The organism is Micromonospora sp. NPDC049203 (genome assembly GCF_043197215.1).
Lineage (GTDB): Bacteria > Actinomycetota > Actinomycetes > Mycobacteriales > Micromonosporaceae > Micromonospora.
The window spans coordinates 133,301-149,507 of sequence record NZ_JBICSV010000008.1; the positions used below are offsets into that span (position 1 = coordinate 133,301).

A 16,207-nucleotide genomic window follows, 5' to 3' on the forward strand; every position below is an offset into this window, starting at 1 on the left:
GCGGACAAGCCGTCCGTACCGCCCGGAGCGTGAGACCGACGTGTCATCCCGCCCGGTCCGGCACCGGCACGTCGACCGGGTCGGTGAGCGAGAGCCGCCGGGTGGCGAACCGCCAGCCGATCGCGTACAGGACTGTGACCAGGCCACAGCCGGCGAGCACGGTGCGCTCGTCCACCCGGTCCACGACGAGCGCCACCACCAGCTGGCTCACCGCGATGGCGAGCGTCGCCAGCATCATGTCGGTGGCGAAGACCCGGCCGCGCAGCCGGTCCGGCACCTCGCCCTGCAACGCGTAGTTGGACAGCACCCAGTTGCTGCCGCCGCCCAGGTGGGCCAGGAAGACCAGGACCAGCACCAGCGGGAACCAGGTCACCACTGAGGCGCCCAGGTAGGCCAGGCCGTACATCGACATGGACAGTGCCAGGCCGGTGAGCAGCCAGGCCCGGTTGCTCAGCACCCGGCGCATCATGATCGGGCCGACCAGGGCCCCGGCGCCACGGGCGGCGAAGAGCAGGCCGGCGCCGACCGCGCCGACCCCGTACACCCCGGCGAGCAGCGGGAAGACGGTGAGCACGCCGTTGCCCAGGCCGACCGCCGACTTGACGGTCACCAGCGCCAGCACGCGCGGACGGTGGGCGATGTAGCGCAGCGCCTCCCGGATCGCCGCCCAGGTGCGCGGCACCGCCGCCGCCGGGTCGCGCGGCGCCTGCAACGGCCGGCGGATCAGCGCGGCCAGGCCCGCGGCGGCGACCAGGCCGACCGCCGCCACCCAGAAGCTGGCGTACGGCCCGGCGGCGGCGCTCAGGATGCCGCCGAGCGAGGCGCCGACCACCGTCATCGTGCCCCACGCCGAACCGGCGACCGCGTTGCCCGCCGCCAGGTCCTCCGGGTCGACCACGTTCGGCAGCGCCGCCTGGGCCGCGGGCGAGTAGAACGCCTTCGCCACCGCCACCAGCGCGATCGCCGCCAGCGCCAGCCAGGCCGTGCCGGCGCCGCGCACGCCGAGCAGCAGCAGCACACCGGCGAGCGCGCCCACGTTCGCCACCATCATCACCGTGCGGCGGTCGAACCGGTCGGCGACGGTCCCGGCGTACGGGAGCAGCAACGCCGTCGTGCCGGTGTCCACCGCCAGCACCAGCGCGCCCCAGACGCCGCTGCCGGTCAGGTCGGGCAGCAGCACCAGCAGCGGCACCATGACGAACCAGTCCGCGCCGAAGACCACCAGCTGGGCGAGGAACAGGTGGCGGAAGTCGCGATTGCGGACGACTACCGAGAGGGTCGGCGACACGCGGGCACCCTACCGGGCCGCCCCGGTCGCGGCAGCTCGGCGAAGAAGCTCGGAGACCGTGACGAACGTGTATCCCCTGGCCCGCAGCCCGCCGATCATGTCGGGCAGGCCGCGCAGCGCCACCAGCCGCGAGTCGACGCCCACGTCGTGGGCGAGCAGGATCGTGCCGGGGCGCATGTCGGCGACGATCCGCCGGGCGTGCCCGGCCGGGTCGTGCGGGAAGTCGCCCTCGACCATCTGGAGCGTCCAGAGCACCACGCGGTAGCCCAGCCGGGCCGACGCGTACAGCACCGAACCGCCCAGGTGCCCCCAGGGCGGGCGGAGCAGCCGGGGCGCCGAACCGGTGGCCGCGGTGATCGCGTCGTGGCTGCGGCGCAGGTCGTCGTAGACGGTGGCGGCGTCCATCCGGGCCAGGTCGCGGTGCGCCCAACTGTGGTTGCCGACCTCGTGCGCGTCCATCCGGCCCCGCAGCAGCGCGGCGTGCTCGCGGGCCCGCTCACCGACCAGGAAGAAGGTGGCCGGCACCCGGTGCTCGGCCAGCGTGTCGAGCACCATCGGGGTCCACTGTGGGCGCGGGCCGTCGTCGAAGGTGAGCGCCACCAGGAGCTCCTCGGTGCGTACGCCCCACACGACCTGCACCGCGCCGGCGCCGACGTCCTGGTGGCGGCTGCCGAGCGTGGCACTCGCGGGCCCGCCCCCGATCGGAAGCCGGCGGTCGGCCACCCAGGTGCTCTCGACGGTCGCGGCGGAGCCGACCGCGGCACCCCCGATCAGCAGCGCGAAGCCGCGCAGCACGCTGCGCCGATCCCGCCGGCCCGCGCCCCCCGCCATCACGCCCCCGAACCGAAAGTGTGCAACAGCTCACTGAGCGTACCGCTGGATGTCGCTCTGGTGTGTCCCGCGCACCGAGGCGCCGGGAGGGGCCCACGGGCCCCTCCCGGCGCCGTTACTCGGTGGGCGGAAGCGGCGAGCGGCGGCTCTTGGGCAGGCGCAGCACCTCGAACTGATCAGTGCCGTCGACAAGCGCGCCCGACGGGCGGGCCGGCGGCGGCGCGACCTCGGCCCGTTCCCCGGACCGTTCCGCGGCCCCGCCGGCCGGCACCGGCACCGGGTCCGGCTGCGGCTGCGGCTGCGGCTCGACCGGCTCGGCAACGCCCCGCCGGCGGTTCCGGAACGAGCCCTTCGTGTGCTCGACCATGGTGTAGAGCGTCGGCACCAGCACCAGCGTCAGCAGCGTCGAGCTGAGCAGGCCGCCGATCACCACGATCGCGAGCGGCTTGGAGATGAAGCCGCCCTCACCGGTCAGGCCGAGCGCCATCGGCAGCAACGCGAAGATGGTGGCCACCGCGGTCATCAGGATCGGCCGCAACCGGCGCCGGCCGCCCTCGACCACCGCCTCGGTCACGCCCATGCCCTGTGCCCGGTACTGGTTGATCAGGTCCAGCAGCACGATCGCGTTCGTCACCACGATGCCGACGAGCATGAGCACGCCGATCAGCGCCGGCACGCCCAGCGGTGTGCCGGTGACCAGCAGCAGCCCGATCGCGCCGGTAGCGGCGAACGGCACCGAGATCAGCAGGATCAGCGCCTGGGTCAGGCTGCGGAACGTGGCCACCATGATCAGGAAGACGATCGCGATGGCGGCCAGCACCGCGAGACCGAGGTCCGCGAACGCGTCGGCCTGGTCGGCGCTGACACCGCCGATCACGTACGTGGCACCCGGCACGTCCAGCGCGTCCAGCCGCTTCTGCAGCTCCTGCGTGGTGGCGCCGAGGTTCGAGCCGGTCGCCGTGCCGGTGACCGAGACGCTGCGCTCCCCGTCGATCCGGGTCACCTGCTGCGGGCCGTCGACCTGGTTGACGTCGGCGATCGCGTCCAGCGGCACCGCGCCGACCCGCAGCGCCCGCAGTTCCTCGACGGTGAGCGGCGGCCGGGCGCCGCTGCTCAGCACCACGGTCTGCGTCGAGCCGTCCAGCGTCACCTGCCCGAGCGGCGCCCCCCGGTACGTCTGCGCGACGAGCTGCCCCACCGCCGCCTCGGTGAGACCCGCGCGGGCCGCGGCGACCCGGTCCACAGTCACCTCGACGCGCGGCACCTGGGTGGCCAGGCTGGTGGTCACGTCCTCCACGCCCGGCGTGCCGGCCAGCGCGCCCCGCGCCGCCTCGGCCGCCCGGGCCAGCGTCTCCTGGTCGGCGGCCTGCACCACCACCTCGACCTGGTTGGCGGAGGCGTTCTGCCCGCCGCCGAACGTCAACTCGCCCACCTCCGGGCCGAGCGCGTCGAACTCCTTGCGCAGGGCCTGCCGTACCGTCGCGGCGTCGGTGTCGTCGGACAGCGACAGCGACCAGGTGGCCCGGTCGCTGCCGCCGCCGGCGAACGGGTTGTCCCCACCACCGGCGCTGACCTGGTAGGTCTCCACCCCCGAGGTACGCCGCAGCACCTCCTCGACCCGCGCGGCGGCCCGGTCGGTGCCGGCGAGCGAGGTGCCGGCCGGCATCTCCTGCCGGATGGCGAGCGTGTCCTGGCCGGAGTCGTCCAGGAAGTTCGTCTCCAGCTTCTGCGCCAGGCCGAACGTGCCCAGCAGCACGAGCAGGCCGAGACCGACGGTGGCCCAGCGGGTCTTCCGCGAGCGGGTCGCGAAGTCGATCACCGGCAGGTACGCCCGCTGCAACGGGTTGCGCAGCTCCTTCTCCTCGGCGGCCCGCCGGGCGGCGGCGTCGTCGGCACCGCCGCGCGGGCGCAGGAACCAGTACGCCAGCACCGGGATGACGGTCAGCGACACCAGCAGCGAGGCGAGCAGCGCCACCGTCACGGTGATCGCGAACGGGGCGAACAACTGCCCGACGAAGCCGCCCACCAGGGCGATCGGCGCGAACACGGCGACGGTGGTGAGCGTGGACGCGGTCACCGCGCCGGCCACCTCGCGGACCGCGGTCAGGATGGCGTCCCGCTTCGGTTCGCCGTACTCCAGATGGCGTTTGATGTTCTCCAGCACCACGATGGAGTCGTCCACCACCCGCCCGACCGCGATGGTCAGCGCGCCGAGGGTGAGCAGGTTCAGCGAGTAGTCGCCGGACCAGAGCACGATCAGCGCGACCAGCACGGACAGCGGGATGGACACCGCGGTGACCACCGTGGAGCGCACCGACAGCAGGAACACCAGGATCACCACGACGGCCATGACCAGGCCCAGCAGGCCCTCGGTGGTCAGGCTCTCGATGGACCGCTCGACGAACGGGGCCTGGTCGAAGACCACTGTCAGCTCCGCGCCCGCGGCGTCACCCAGCTCGTCCAGCCGGTCCCGCACGTCGTGCGAGATCTCCACCGCGTTGCCGTCCGGAGCGGCGGTCACCGCGATACCCAGGCTGGGCTTGCCGTTGGTACGGGTCAGCGAGGTGGCCGGGGCGAGCTGCTGCTCCACCGCCGCCACGTCGCCGAGGCGTACCGGGGCGGCGGGAGCGGTGGTCAGCACGATGCCGCGCAGGTCGTCGAGCGTACGGATGGGGGTGCCGACCTGGACCGGCAGCGACCGGTCGCCGTCGGCGAGCGCGCCCGCCGGCACCGCCACGCCGTTGCTCTTGAGCGCCGAGGCGATGGCGGTCGGCGCCACCTTGGCGGCGGCCAGCTTCGCCGGGTCCGGCGTGATCGTCACGACCTGGTCCCGGGCGCCGGTGACGTCCACCGAGCGGACCCCGTCCAGCGCCTCCAGCTCCGGCACGACCGCGTTGCGCAGCTTCTCCGCCAGCGCCCGCTCGTCGCCGTCGCCGGTCGCGGCGACCACCAGGGCGGGCAGGTCGTCGGTGCTACCGGCGATCACCTGCGGGTCGACGCCCTCGGGGAGCTGGGAGTCGACCCGGTTGAGCGCGGTCTCCATCTTGTTCACGACGTCGTCCAGGTCGGTACCGAACTCGTACTGCACCTGGACCGTGACCGCGCCCTCGCGCGAGGTGGAGGTGACCTTGTCCAGGCCGGGGATGCCCTGGAGGCTGTTCTCGATCGGCTCGGCGACCTGGGATTCCACGATCTCCGGCGCGGCGCCCGGGTACGTCGCCACGATGAACGCGGCGGGAAACTCCAGCGACGGCAGGAGCTGCTGCTTCAGCGACGGCACGGCGAACAGGCCGAAGGCCGTGGTCACCAACGCGACGAGGGCGATCAGGCCCCGGTTGGCGAGGCTGAATCTGGCGAGCAGCGACATCGGCGTTACTCACTCCTGAGAGGTGTCCGGCGGGGGGTGTCTGAGTCTGCCGCACGCCCCGGCACTCCCGGCATCCGCCCCGGCCGATGACACTCCCGCCGGCGCCGCCCGCCGACGCCTCGCCCTCAGACCAGGTCGAGGGAACGCGCGGCGGCCAGCGCGTCGTTGGCGATGGTCACCGGCGCCGGCGCGGTGGAGATCGCCCACTCCGGGTCCTTCAGGCCGTGCCCGGTGACCGTGCAGACCACCCGCGACCCGGCCGGCACCCGCCCGGCAGCGGCCTGCTGGAGCAGACCGGCGACGCTGGCCGCGCTGCCCAGCTCGACGAAGACGCCCACCTCGCGGGCCAGCAGCCGGTACGCCGACAGGATCTCCCGGTCGGTGACCGCCGAGATCAGGCCGTCCGAGGCGTCCCGCGCGTCGAGGGCCTTCGTCCAGCTCGCCGGGTTGCCGATCCGGATGGCGGTGGCGATGGTCGACGGCTCCGGCACCACCTGCCCGGTGACGATCGGCGCGGCGCCGGCCGCCTGGAAGCCGTACATCCGGGGGGCCTTCGTGGCGTTGCCGTCACGCAGGTCCTCGGAGTAGCCCATCCAGTACGCGGTGATGTTGCCGGCGTTGCCGACCGGCAGGCAGTGGATGTCGGGCGCGTCGCCGAGCGCCTCGACGATCTCGAAGGCGGCGGTCTTCTGGCCGTGCAGCCGGTCGATGTTGACGGAGTTGACCAGCGCGACCGGGTAGTCCTGGGCGAGCTTGCCGGCGAGCCCGAGACAGTCGTCGAAGTTGCCCTGCACCTGGAGCAGCTTCGCGCCGTGCACGAGCGCCTGGGCCAGCTTGCCCAGCGCGATCTTGCCCTGCGGCACCAGCACCGCGCAGGTGATCCCGGCCCGGGCCGCGTACGCGGCGGCGGAGGCGCTGGTGTTGCCGGTGGAGGCGCAGATGATCGCCTTGTCACCGGCCTCGACGGCCTTGGAGACCGCGACAGTCATGCCCCGGTCCTTGAACGAGCCGGTCGGGTTGGCGCCCTCGACCTTGAGCCACACGTCCGCGCCGACCCGGGCGGAGAGCACCGGCGCCGGCAGCAGCGGCGTGTCGCCCTCGTGCAGGGTGACGACGGGAGTCGCCTCGGTGACCGGCAGCCGATCCCGGTACGCCTCGATCAGTCCCCGCCACATGTCGTGCTCCTCGCCTCTGTCGCCCCGCTCCGGGGCCTGCCACCAGCGTGACCCAGCCGGCTCGGCCGGTCACCGGCACACCCTGACCTAACCATCAGGCGGGACGCGTGGGTTACGCGCCGCCCTCCACCCGCAACACACTCGTCACCGACCTGACGATGTCGAGTCCGCGCAGCTCACGCACGGTGGCCGCGAGCGCGGCGTCGGGCGCGACATGGGTGACGATAACCAGCTCCGCGTCGCCGCCGGCCGGCCCCTGACGAACGGTGGCGATGGACACCTCGTGCCGGGCGAAGACGCCGGCCACCCCGGCCAGCACGCCCGGACGGTCGGCCACGTCGAGGCTGATGTGGTAGCGGGTGAGCGCCTCCCCCATCGGCCGCACCGGCAGGTCCGCGTACGCCGACTCGCTCGCCGCGCGCACCCCGGCGAGGCGGTTGCGGGCCACCGCCACCACGTCGCCGAGCACCGCGCTGGCGGTGGGCGCGCCACCGGCGCCCCGGCCGTAGAACATGAGCTGCCCGGCGGCGTCGGCCTCGACGAAGACCGCGTTGAACGCGTCCCCGACGCTGGCGAGCGGATGGGTCAGCGGGATCATCGCCGGGTGCACCCGGACGTTCACGGTCTCCCGGCCCCCGGGGTCGACGCCCCGGGCCGCGATGCAGAGCAGCTTGATCGTGCAGCCCATGGCCTTGGCGCTGGCCACGTCGGCGGCGGTCACCTCGGTGATGCCCTCGCGGTGCACGTCGGCGGCGGTCACCCGGGTGTGGAACGCCAGCGAGGCGAGGATGGCCGCCTTGGCGGCGGCGTCGAAGCCCTCCACGTCGGCCGTCGGGTCGGCCTCGGCGTACCCCAGCTCGGTGGCCTCCTCCAGCGCCTCGGCGAACCCGGCGCCGGTGGCGTCCATGGCGGAGAGGATGAAGTTCGTGGTGCCGTTCACGATGCCGGTGACCCGCGTGATCCGGTCGCCGTGCAGCGACTCGCGCAGCGGGCGCAGCAGCGGGATGGCCCCGGCGACGCTCGCCTCGTAGTAGAGGTCGGCGCCACCCTCGGCGGCGGCGTCGTGCAGTGACGCGCCGTCCTCGGCGAGCAGCGCCTTGTTGGCGGTGACCACGCTCTTGCCCGCGCGCAGCGCCTCGACCAGCCAGCGCCGGGCCGGCTCGATGCCGCCGACCACCTCGACCACGACGTCCACGTCGTCGCGCTTGATCAGCCCGAGCGCGTCGGTGGTGAACAGCGCCGGGTCGACCGGCAGGTCGCCGCGGTCACGGCCGATCCGGCGTACGGCGATCCCGACGATCTCCAGCGGGGCGCCGATCCGGGCGGCGAGGTCTTCCGACTGCTCGTGCAGCAGCCGGACCACGTCGCTGCCGACAGTGCCGCAGCCGAGCAGCGCCAAGCGAACCGGTGAGGTCATCCCACATCCAATGCCAGCAGGTCGTCTTCGGTCTCCCGGCGGACGATCAGCCGCGCCCGACCTTCGCGGACGGCGACGACCGGCGGCCGCGGGACATGGTTGTAGTTGCTCGCCATGCTCCGGCAGTAGGCCCCGGTGCCGGGCACCGCGACAAGATCTCCGGGCTGCACGTCAGCGGGCAGGAATTCATCCTTCACCACGATGTCCCCGGACTCACAATGCTTTCCCACCACGCGGGCGAGTATCGGCTGCGCGGCCGACGTGCGGTTCGCCACGGTGGCCGAGTACGAGGCGTCGTACAGGGCGGTACGGATGTTGTCGCTCATCCCCCCGTCCACGCTGACATAAGCACGACCAGCCACCGCGTCACCGCCAGTGCCCAGCGGCACGGACTTGACGGTCCCGACCTCATAGAGCGTGAACACGGCCGGACCGACGATCGCGCGGCCCGGCTCGATGGACAGGTGCGGCACGGCCAGGTTCTCCGCCGCGCACTCCCCGTCGACGATCTTGCGGAGCCGCTTCGCCAGCTCGTGCGGCGAGGCCGGGTCGTCCTGGGTGGTGTACGCGATGCCGAAGCCGCCGCCCAGGTCCAGCTCGGGCAGCTCCACGCCGCGCGCGTCGCGGATCTGCGCCTGGAGGGCGAGCACCCGGCGGGCGGACACCTCGAAGCCGCTGGCGTCGAAGATCTGCGAGCCGATGTGCGAGTGCAGCCCGCGCAGCTCCAGCACGTCCTCGTCGAGGATCTTGAAGGCGGCCGCCGCGGCGGCGCCGCCCGCCAGCGAGAACCCGAACTTCTGGTCCTCGTGCGCGGTGGCGATGAACTCGTGGGTGTGCGCCTCCACGCCGACGGTGACCCGGATCAGCACCATCGGGCGTACCCCGCGCTCGCGGGCCAGCTCGGAGAGCCGGTCGATCTCGGTGAACGAGTCGACGATGATCCGGCCCACGCCGGCGTCCACCGCCCGGGTCAGCTCCGCCACCGACTTGTTGTTGCCGTGGAAGCCGATCCGCGCAGGCTCCATCCCGGCCGACAGCGCGGTGGCCAGCTCACCGCCGGTGCAGACGTCGAGGAACAGGCCCTCCTCGGCGATCATCCGGACCACGGCGCGGCACAGGAACGCCTTGCCGGCGTAGTAGACGTCCGCGTCCGGGAAGGCCGCCCGGAACTCCCGGCAGCGCTCGCGCAGGTCGTCCTCGTCGAGCACGTACGCCGGGGTGCCGTACTCGGCGGCCAGGTCGCCGGCGTCCACGCCCGCGACCGTCAGCGCGCCGCCGGGGCCCCGCGCCACGTTGCGCGGCCACAGGTGCGGCACCAGGGCGTTGACGTCGACCGGGGTACGCAGCCAGGCCGGCCCCCGGGTGCCGATCTCGCCGTGCAGCGCGCCCGCCTCGTGAGCCCTCATGCCGTCACATCCGCTCCGGCGCGGACACCCCGAGCAGGTGCAGGCCGTTGGCGACGACCACCCGGGTGGCGTCGTTGAGCCAGAGCCGGGCCCGGTGGGTGTCGGTGATCTCCTCGTCGCCCTGCGGGGCGATCCGGCAGTTGTCGTAGAACCGGTGGTACGCCTGCGCGACGCTCTCCTCCAGGTAGCGCGCCACCCGGTGCGGTTCGCGCAGCTCGGCGGCGGTGGCCACCACGGCCGGGAACTCGGCGAGAGCCTTGAGCAGCTCGTTCTCCTTGTCGTGGCCGAGCAGCTCCGGCTGGAACGCGGCGGCGTCGCCACGGGTCAGCCCGATCTCGGCCGCGTTGCGGGCCGCCCCGGCGGTACGCGCCGCGACGTACTGCACGTAGTAGACCGGGTTGTCGTTCTTGGCCCGGGTCCACAGCTCCACGTCGATGTCGATGGGCGAGTCGGCCGAGTAGCGGGCCAGCGCGTACCGGGCGGCGTCCACGCCGATCGCGTCGACCAGGTCCTCCAGCGTGACCACGGTGCCGGCCCGCTTGCTCATCCGCACCGGGGCGCCGTCGCGGACCAGGTTGACCAGCTGGCCGATGAGGATCTCCAGGTTGCGCGCCGGGTCGTCGCCGAAGCACGCGGACATCGCCTTCATCCGGCCGATGTAGCCGTGGTGGTCGGCACCCAGCATGATCACGACCCGGTCGAAGCCGCGCTCCCGCTTGTTCAGGTAGTAGGCGCAGTCGGCGGCGAAGTAGGTCCACTCGCCGTTGGACTTGCGCAGCACCCGGTCCTTGTCGTCGCCGAACTCGGTGGTGCGCAGCCAGGTCGCGCCCTCGGACTCGAAGACGTGCCCCTGCTCGCGCAGCCGGGCCAGCGCCGCGTCCAGCGCGCCCCGGTCGTGCAGGTCCTTCTCGTTGAAGTACGTGTCGAACTCCACCCCGAAGTCGCGCAGCGAGGACTTGATCTCGGCGAACATGAGCTGGACGCCCTCGGTCCGGAACACATCCTGGGCGGCGTCCTCGGGAAGCTCGAGCACATCCGGCCGCAGCCGGACCACCTCGGCGGCGATCTCCGCGATGTACGCGCCGCCGTAGCCGTCCTCCGGCGCGGGCTCGCCCTTCGCGGCGGCCAGCAGCGAGCGGGCGAACCGGTCGATCTGGGAGCCGGCGTCGTTGAAGTAGTACTCGGTGCCCACGTCGGCGCCGGTGGCGCGGAGCAGGCGGCTGAGCGCGTCGCCGACGGCCGCCCAGCGGACCCCGCCGATGTGCACCGGGCCGGTCGGGTTCGCCGAGACGAACTCCAGGTTGATCCGCTGACCGGCGAGCGTGTCGCTGCGCCCGTACGCCGGACCGGCCTCGACGATGACCTTGGCGAGCTGACCGGCGGCGGCCGCGTCCAGGCGGACGTTGAGGAAGCCGGGCCCGGCGATCTCCACCGACTTGATCCCCGGCGCCTTGGCCAGCTCGTCGGCCAGCGCGGTGGCCAGCTCCCGCGGGGGCACACCCACCTTCTTGCTGAGCTGGAGCGCCAGCGTCGAGGCGTAGTCACCGTGATCCGGATTACGGGGTCGCTCGACGGTGGTCTGCGCGGGCAGCGCGGCGCGGTCCAGTCCCCGCTCGTCGAAGACGGCGTGGGCTGCGGCGAGGACGACCTCGGCGAGTTCTGCGGGAGTCACTGATCCATGTTATCGGGGGTAGACTCGGGCACCGCGGCGGCGACCCAGCATGTGAACCGGTCCCGCGCTCCCCCTGACCGACCGACCTGACGAGGCACGATGAGCATCAGCACCCCGGGCGGCCCGGAACGCCGTCCCACCGTGGTCAGCACCGGCAAGAAGCCGGCCGCCGGCCGGCCCGCGGCTGCCGACAAGCCCGCCGCGAAGGCCGGCTCGGGCAAGGCCGGGGGCGGCAAGGGCACGCCACGGCAGGGCGCCGGGGGCAAGGGCCGCAAGCCGGTCACCCCGGTGAAGGTCAGCCAGGGCCGCTCCTGGGGTCCGATCGCCCTCTTCGTCGCGGTCGGCGTCCTGGCCGTGGGCATCATCGGCGCCGGCGCCTGGGCGGTCTACCAGGGCGCCCAGCCCTGGCAGAAGCGGGCCGAGGCGATCGACGGCATCGTCGACTACCGCGCCAAGGACAAGGACCTGGTCAAGGGCGGTAACCACCAGCCCGGCACGATCAAGTACGACATCGCCCCGCCGGTCGGCGGCCCGCACAACCAGGCCTGGCAGAACTGCATGGGTGACGTCTACGACGCCCCGATCGCCAACGAGCACGCGGTGCACAGCCTGGAGCACGGCACGGTCTGGATCACCTACCGCCCGGACCTGCCCGCCGACCAGGTGGAGAAGCTGCGCGGCAAGGTGCAGGGCAAGGAGAAGCTGATGCTCAGCCCGTTCGAGGGTCTGGACAAGCCGATCTCCCTCCAGGCCTGGGGCTACCAGCTCAAGGTCGACAACGCCGACGACGGCCGGATCGACGAGTTCATCAAGACGCTGCGGGTGAACGCCTCCATCGAGGGCCCGAACGCGCTCTGCGACCAGGGCGTCACCGCCACCGGCACCGCCCCGCGGGACAACCTGCAGAACAACATGCCCCAGCAGCCCACCCAGTGAGGAAGCCGCGATGACCGCTCCGGTGACCACCGACGACGAGCTGGACGAGGCTCCGGCCGCCGACCAGGGCGGCCGGGGCGCGGTGCGCCGCTACGGCCTGCTGGCGGTGGCCGCCGCCCTCGTGGTCGGGCTGGTCCTCGGGTACGCGGGCGGCCTGCTCACCCCGACGCTCACCCGGCCCGGTGAGAACTCGCCGGAGGCCGGGTTCGCCCGGGACATGACCGCGCACCACAACCAGGCAGTGGCCATGGGCCTGCTGGCGTTCAGCCAGGGCCAGGACCCCGAGGTACGCCAGGTCGGCGTGGACATCGCCACCGGCCAGCAGGGCGAGATCGGCACCATGCAGACCTGGCTGCGCTCCTGGAAGCTGGACCCGACCGGTGACCAGGCCCCGATGGCGTGGATGCCGGACGGCGGCGGGCTGATCAAGGACGGCCTCATGCCGGGCATGGCGACGCCGGAGGAGATGGCGAAGCTGCGCGCGGCGAGCGGTCGCGAGTTCGACGTGCTCTTCCTCCAGATGATGATCCGCCACCACATCGGCGGGGTGCACATGATCGACGGCATCCTCGACGAGGGGCACGACGACGACGTGCTGGCGGTCGCCCAGGTCATGAAGAACACCCAGCAGAACGACCTGACCAACCTGAGCGCCGCCCTGAAGCGCCTGGGCGGCACCCCGTAAACACCGCACCACTCACCACCGAGGCCCGGTCCCCCTCCCAGGGGCACCGGGCCTCACCCATCCCGCCCTCCCCGCCCCCGCCCCCGCCCCCGCCCCCGCCCCCGCCCCCGCCCCCGCGATCTTGCAGTTGCTGCCCCCTGGATGCCGGATTCGCCCCGTTATCGGAGGGCCGAAAGTGCAAGATCGCGAGGGCCAGGGCAGACGCCTGGAGATCTTGGTACGGGGGCACCCCTGGGAGGGCGGTTTCGTACCAAGATCTCGGGGGTGGGAGCTACGCACTGTCCGGAATGTTCGGTATGGGCGTTTGTAACGGTTTGGGGTTAACGGGTCATTGTGGGGGTTGGAGAGTTTTCTACCCACATATCGTGACCAGTTGCGATTCGGGCTCGTTGCCCAAGACGTGGGGGTTGCACTCAGAGACGCAGGGCGGTCGGTGACCAGCTGGTGCCGACGCCACACCATCGGCGGTGACGGAGCGGTGGCAGCCGTCCGTCGCGGACTGCGGCAGGGCGAGCCGGGAACGCTCAGCCGCGAACAGGAACTCGAACTCATCGACGTGCTCCGGGGGGTCCACCCCGACGAGTTCGGCCTCGACGAGGAGCTCTGGACACGGCAGAGCCTGACCGCCCTCATCGAGCGCCGGTTCGGGCTGGCGATGGACGCCGGCACCGTCGGGGCGTACCTGCGGGCCTGGGGGCTCGGGCCGCGCGAGCCGCGCGAGCGGGCCTGCGGCCTGTGCGTCGGCGCGGTCGAGCGCTGGGTACGCAGCGAGTACCCGGCGATCACGCGGGCGGCCCAGGAGCACGCCGCCGAGGTCTACTGGATCGGCCGGGTACGCCTGCGCGGCACCATGCCCGCCGCCGACGTGGTGTCGGCGGTCTCCTCGCGGGGGCGGGTGCGGTTCATGGTGACCACACCGTCGGTGGATCCGCCGCTGCCCCGGGACTTCGTCCTGCGGCTCAGCGGCGCCGAGGAACGCACGGTCCACCTGATCGTGGACGGCTCGTGGCCGCGCAACGAGTGGCCCCGCCGGCTGCCTCGGCGGGTCGTGCTGCACCCGCTGCCGAGCTGCGGTCGCGCCGTCGCCGCCGCCTGATCCGACGAAGATCGACTCGCGGGGGTACCGATTCGGTGATCCGGGAGGGGGTTTGCTACTCTTCTCGGGTCGCTGAGCCCCCGTAGCTCAGGGGATAGAGCACCGCCCTCCGGAGGCGGGGGCGCAGGTTCGAATCCTGCCGGGGGCACACTTGCTAGCAAACCTCGATCACCACAAGGCCCTTGACCAGACCGGTCGAGGGCCTTCGTCGTGTCCAGGCCATCTGAGCAACCCTCACCTTTGTCCCCCCGATTCGGGGATGAGCAGGTCACGAGCTGGCTAACCTCGCGGTGAACGGGTCGAACCTCAGCGAAGGTGAGCCAGTTGCCCGAGACGCCGCTGACCAGCCGCCCCAAGATGCACACAGGCGTTTCCTCGTCGTTGACCACCGCGCAGCGGTGGGTGCTGCGCGGTGTCGCCGTCGCCGACGCCCCGTGCGGCCTGTGGTTCCTCGAAGCGGTGGCCACCGGCACCGGCACCACGCCGGACGAGCCGATCGACGCGACGGTGGAGGAGCTGATCGCGCGCGGGTTCCTCGCCGACACCGCCGCCGGGCTGCGGCTGGCCTCGATCGCGTTGCGCGACGGCATCCTGCGGGACACCCCACCCTCGGTGCGTCAGGCGCTGCGCGAGGTGGCCGCCGGGGTGCTCGCCGACGCCGGGCGTCCGGCCCAGGCCGCCCGGCAGCTCCTGCGGGCCACGCCGGCGGTGAGCCGGTCCGCGCGGGCGCTCGCCACGCGGCTGGCGGCCGACCCGGCGGTCGGCCCGAGCCTCGCCGCGGATCTGCTGCTGGCCGCCCCCGCGCCCGGATCGGCCGACGCGCGCCTGGCCTGGCTGGTCGACGTCGCCGACAACCTCTACCTGGCGGGCCGGGTGGACGAGACGCTGAGCATGCTGCACCGGGAGGTCGCCGCCGACCGGTACGGGCCGCGCCAGCGGGCGATGCTGCTCGGGCGGCTCGGCGCCCACTACGCGACCCAGCGTCCCTCGCTGTCCCTGACGTACCTCGGCCGGGCACTGAACCAGGAGCTCGACGCCGCCGGGCGGAGCTGGACGCTCACCATGCTGGCGTCGCTGGCGGCCCGGTTCGGGCATCCCGACGCCGCCGAGCTGGTGGCGGCGGCGCAGCGGGCCCACGAGCGCAGCCCCTCCCCCGGCGGCGGTATCCGGCTGGCCCTGGCGAACGCGGCCCGGGCGACCGCTGTCGGCGACCTGCCCGGCGCCGCGCGGATCCTCCAGGAGGTGGACGCGGGCGAGCCCGCCGCCCGCACCCAGGCGATCTTCCTGCGCGTCGACCGGGTGGCGAACCAGATCGCGCTCGGCCGGTACGTCGACGCGGTGACCGCGCTCGACGGCGTCGCCGCTGAGATCGACACGCTCGGTGCGGTGGCGCAGCCGCTGGTCACCGCGCTGGACTGCGTGCTGCGGCTCGCCACCGGAGAGCTGGCCGAGGCCGAGGCCCGGGCCCGCCTCGCGTTGACCGAACGCGGCGGCGCCCTGCCGGCACCGGCCCGGGTGGACCTGCTCGCCACAGTGGTGGAGGTGCTGTTGCGCCGGGGTGAGGTGGCAGCGGCCCGGGAACTTCTGGCCGGGGAACGCCCCGCTGTGGGCTGGCCCGACGACGTGCAGTGGTTCCGGCTCGGCTGCGCCGCCGCCGGTGACCCGGAACCGGGCCGGCACACCGCGCTCCTGGGCGTCGCCTTCGCCCTGCCGGACCGTTCGATGGCGCCCCTGCTGCTGGTGCCGCACCACGGCCCGCGACTGGTCCGCGCGGCGCTGGCGCTCGGTGACCGGCAGCGCGCCGAGAACCTCGCCGACCAGCTGAAGCGGGCCGCCGGGATGGCGAACAACGCGCTCTGGCGCGGCGTGGCGCACCAGGTCGACGGGCTGCTCACAGGCGATCCGGCGGCACTGCGCGCGGCGGTACGGCTGCTGCGTACCACCTCCGCGCGGCCGGCCCTGGCCGACGCGCTGCACGACCTGGCGCGCTCGCCCGGGCTGCCGCCCGCGGAGACGTTCGACCTGCTCGCCGAGGCCGCCGCGATGTACACGCGGATGGGCGCGGCGAGCGACGGGGCCCGGACGCCGGAGGCCGGCAGCCCGGTGGGTGACGACGCCGGCCGCCCGGCCGTGGCCGCGCTGACCCCCGCCGAGGTACGGGTGGCCGAACTGCTCGCGGTCGGCATGACGAAGCAGGAGGCGGCCCGGGACCTGTTCGTCTCGTTCCACACCGTCGACACCCACCTGCGCTCGATCTACGCCAAGCTCGGTGTCCGCAACCGGGTGGAGCTGGCGCTGGTCTGGGAGGCCCGGGACGTCGGCTGACCGGACACG

General features: G+C 73.2%; 11 protein-coding genes and 1 tRNA gene. 5 read left to right on the top strand and 7 right to left on the bottom strand.

Annotation, left to right across the window (positions count from 1 at the left end):
• Positions 1 to 43: 43 nt before the first annotated feature.
• From ACGFIA_RS21900 to argS, 7 genes are all read right to left on the bottom strand, one after another.
• Positions 44 to 1,288, bottom strand: coding sequence for an MFS transporter (locus ACGFIA_RS21900; protein ID WP_357383872.1), 1,245 nt, complete (start codon positions 1,286 to 1,288; stop codon positions 44 to 46).
• 9 nt (positions 1,289 to 1,297) lie between these two features.
• Complete coding sequence (locus ACGFIA_RS21905) at positions 1,298 to 2,119, bottom strand: polysaccharide deacetylase family protein (RefSeq protein ID WP_357383870.1); 822 nt, start codon at positions 2,117 to 2,119, stop codon at positions 1,298 to 1,300.
• 115 nt (positions 2,120 to 2,234) lie between these two features.
• Positions 2,235 to 5,486, bottom strand: coding sequence for an efflux RND transporter permease subunit (locus ACGFIA_RS21910; RefSeq protein ID WP_357383868.1), 3,252 nt, complete (start codon positions 5,484 to 5,486; stop codon positions 2,235 to 2,237).
• 125 nt (positions 5,487 to 5,611) lie between these two features.
• Positions 5,612 to 6,661, bottom strand: coding sequence for a threonine synthase (thrC, locus tag ACGFIA_RS21915; protein WP_357383866.1), 1,050 nt, complete (start codon positions 6,659 to 6,661; stop codon positions 5,612 to 5,614).
• Between the two features lie 112 nt (positions 6,662 to 6,773).
• A complete protein-coding gene (locus ACGFIA_RS21920; RefSeq protein WP_357474635.1) occupies positions 6,774 to 8,078 on the bottom strand; it encodes a homoserine dehydrogenase in 1,305 nt (434 codons plus the stop codon).
• Positions 8,075 to 9,484, bottom strand: a complete 1,410-nt coding sequence (lysA, locus tag ACGFIA_RS21925) for a diaminopimelate decarboxylase (RefSeq protein ID WP_357383862.1) — start codon at positions 9,482 to 9,484, stop codon at positions 8,075 to 8,077. Before lysA ends, ACGFIA_RS21920 begins: the two co-directional genes overlap by 4 nt.
• Positions 9,485 to 9,488: 4 nt before the next feature.
• Positions 9,489 to 11,156, bottom strand: a complete 1,668-nt coding sequence (gene argS / locus ACGFIA_RS21930) for an arginine--tRNA ligase (protein WP_357383860.1) — start codon at positions 11,154 to 11,156, stop codon at positions 9,489 to 9,491.
• A 99-nt stretch (positions 11,157 to 11,255) separates the two neighbouring features.
• Between argS and ACGFIA_RS21935 the strand changes: the two genes are divergently transcribed.
• From ACGFIA_RS21935 to ACGFIA_RS21955, 5 genes are all read left to right on the top strand, one after another.
• Positions 11,256 to 12,092, top strand: a complete 837-nt coding sequence (locus ACGFIA_RS21935; protein WP_357383858.1) for a DUF3105 domain-containing protein — start codon at positions 11,256 to 11,258, stop codon at positions 12,090 to 12,092.
• Between the two features lie 10 nt (positions 12,093 to 12,102).
• Positions 12,103 to 12,777 carry a DUF305 domain-containing protein gene (locus ACGFIA_RS21940; protein ID WP_357383856.1) on the top strand — a complete coding sequence of 225 codons (675 nt, stop codon included), beginning with the start codon at positions 12,103 to 12,105 and terminating at the stop codon, positions 12,775 to 12,777.
• 400 nt (positions 12,778 to 13,177) lie between these two features.
• Positions 13,178 to 13,873: a winged helix-turn-helix domain-containing protein gene (locus ACGFIA_RS21945; protein WP_026267749.1), complete on the top strand. Its 696-nt coding sequence runs from the start codon at positions 13,178 to 13,180 to the stop codon at positions 13,871 to 13,873.
• Between the two features lie 76 nt (positions 13,874 to 13,949).
• Positions 13,950 to 14,021: transfer RNA gene (locus ACGFIA_RS21950), tRNA-Arg, on the top strand.
• A gap of 167 nt (positions 14,022 to 14,188) precedes the next feature.
• Complete coding sequence (locus tag ACGFIA_RS21955; protein ID WP_357383854.1) at positions 14,189 to 16,198, top strand: helix-turn-helix transcriptional regulator; 2,010 nt, start codon at positions 14,189 to 14,191, stop codon at positions 16,196 to 16,198.
• The last annotated feature ends 9 nt before the right edge of the window (positions 16,199 to 16,207 follow it).

Bases quoted from the DNA above. Each gene is read 5' to 3' on its own strand.
- ACGFIA_RS21935 (WP_357383858.1), top strand. From the start codon at position 11,256: ATGAGCATCAGCACCCCGGGCGGCCCGGAACGCCGTCCCACCGTGGTC.
- lysA (WP_357383862.1), bottom strand. From the start codon at position 9,484: ATGAGGGCTCACGAGGCGGGCGCGCTGCACGGCGAGATCGGCACCCGG.
- ACGFIA_RS21910 (WP_357383868.1), bottom strand. From the start codon at position 5,486: ATGTCGCTGCTCGCCAGATTCAGCCTCGCCAACCGGGGCCTGATCGCC.
- thrC (WP_357383866.1), bottom strand. From the start codon at position 6,661: ATGTGGCGGGGACTGATCGAGGCGTACCGGGATCGGCTGCCGGTCACC.
- ACGFIA_RS21940 (WP_357383856.1), top strand. From the start codon at position 12,103: ATGACCGCTCCGGTGACCACCGACGACGAGCTGGACGAGGCTCCGGCC.
- ACGFIA_RS21920 (WP_357474635.1), bottom strand. From the start codon at position 8,078: ATGACCTCACCGGTTCGCTTGGCGCTGCTCGGCTGCGGCACTGTCGGC.
- ACGFIA_RS21905 (WP_357383870.1), bottom strand. From the start codon at position 2,119: ATGGCGGGGGGCGCGGGCCGGCGGGATCGGCGCAGCGTGCTGCGCGGC.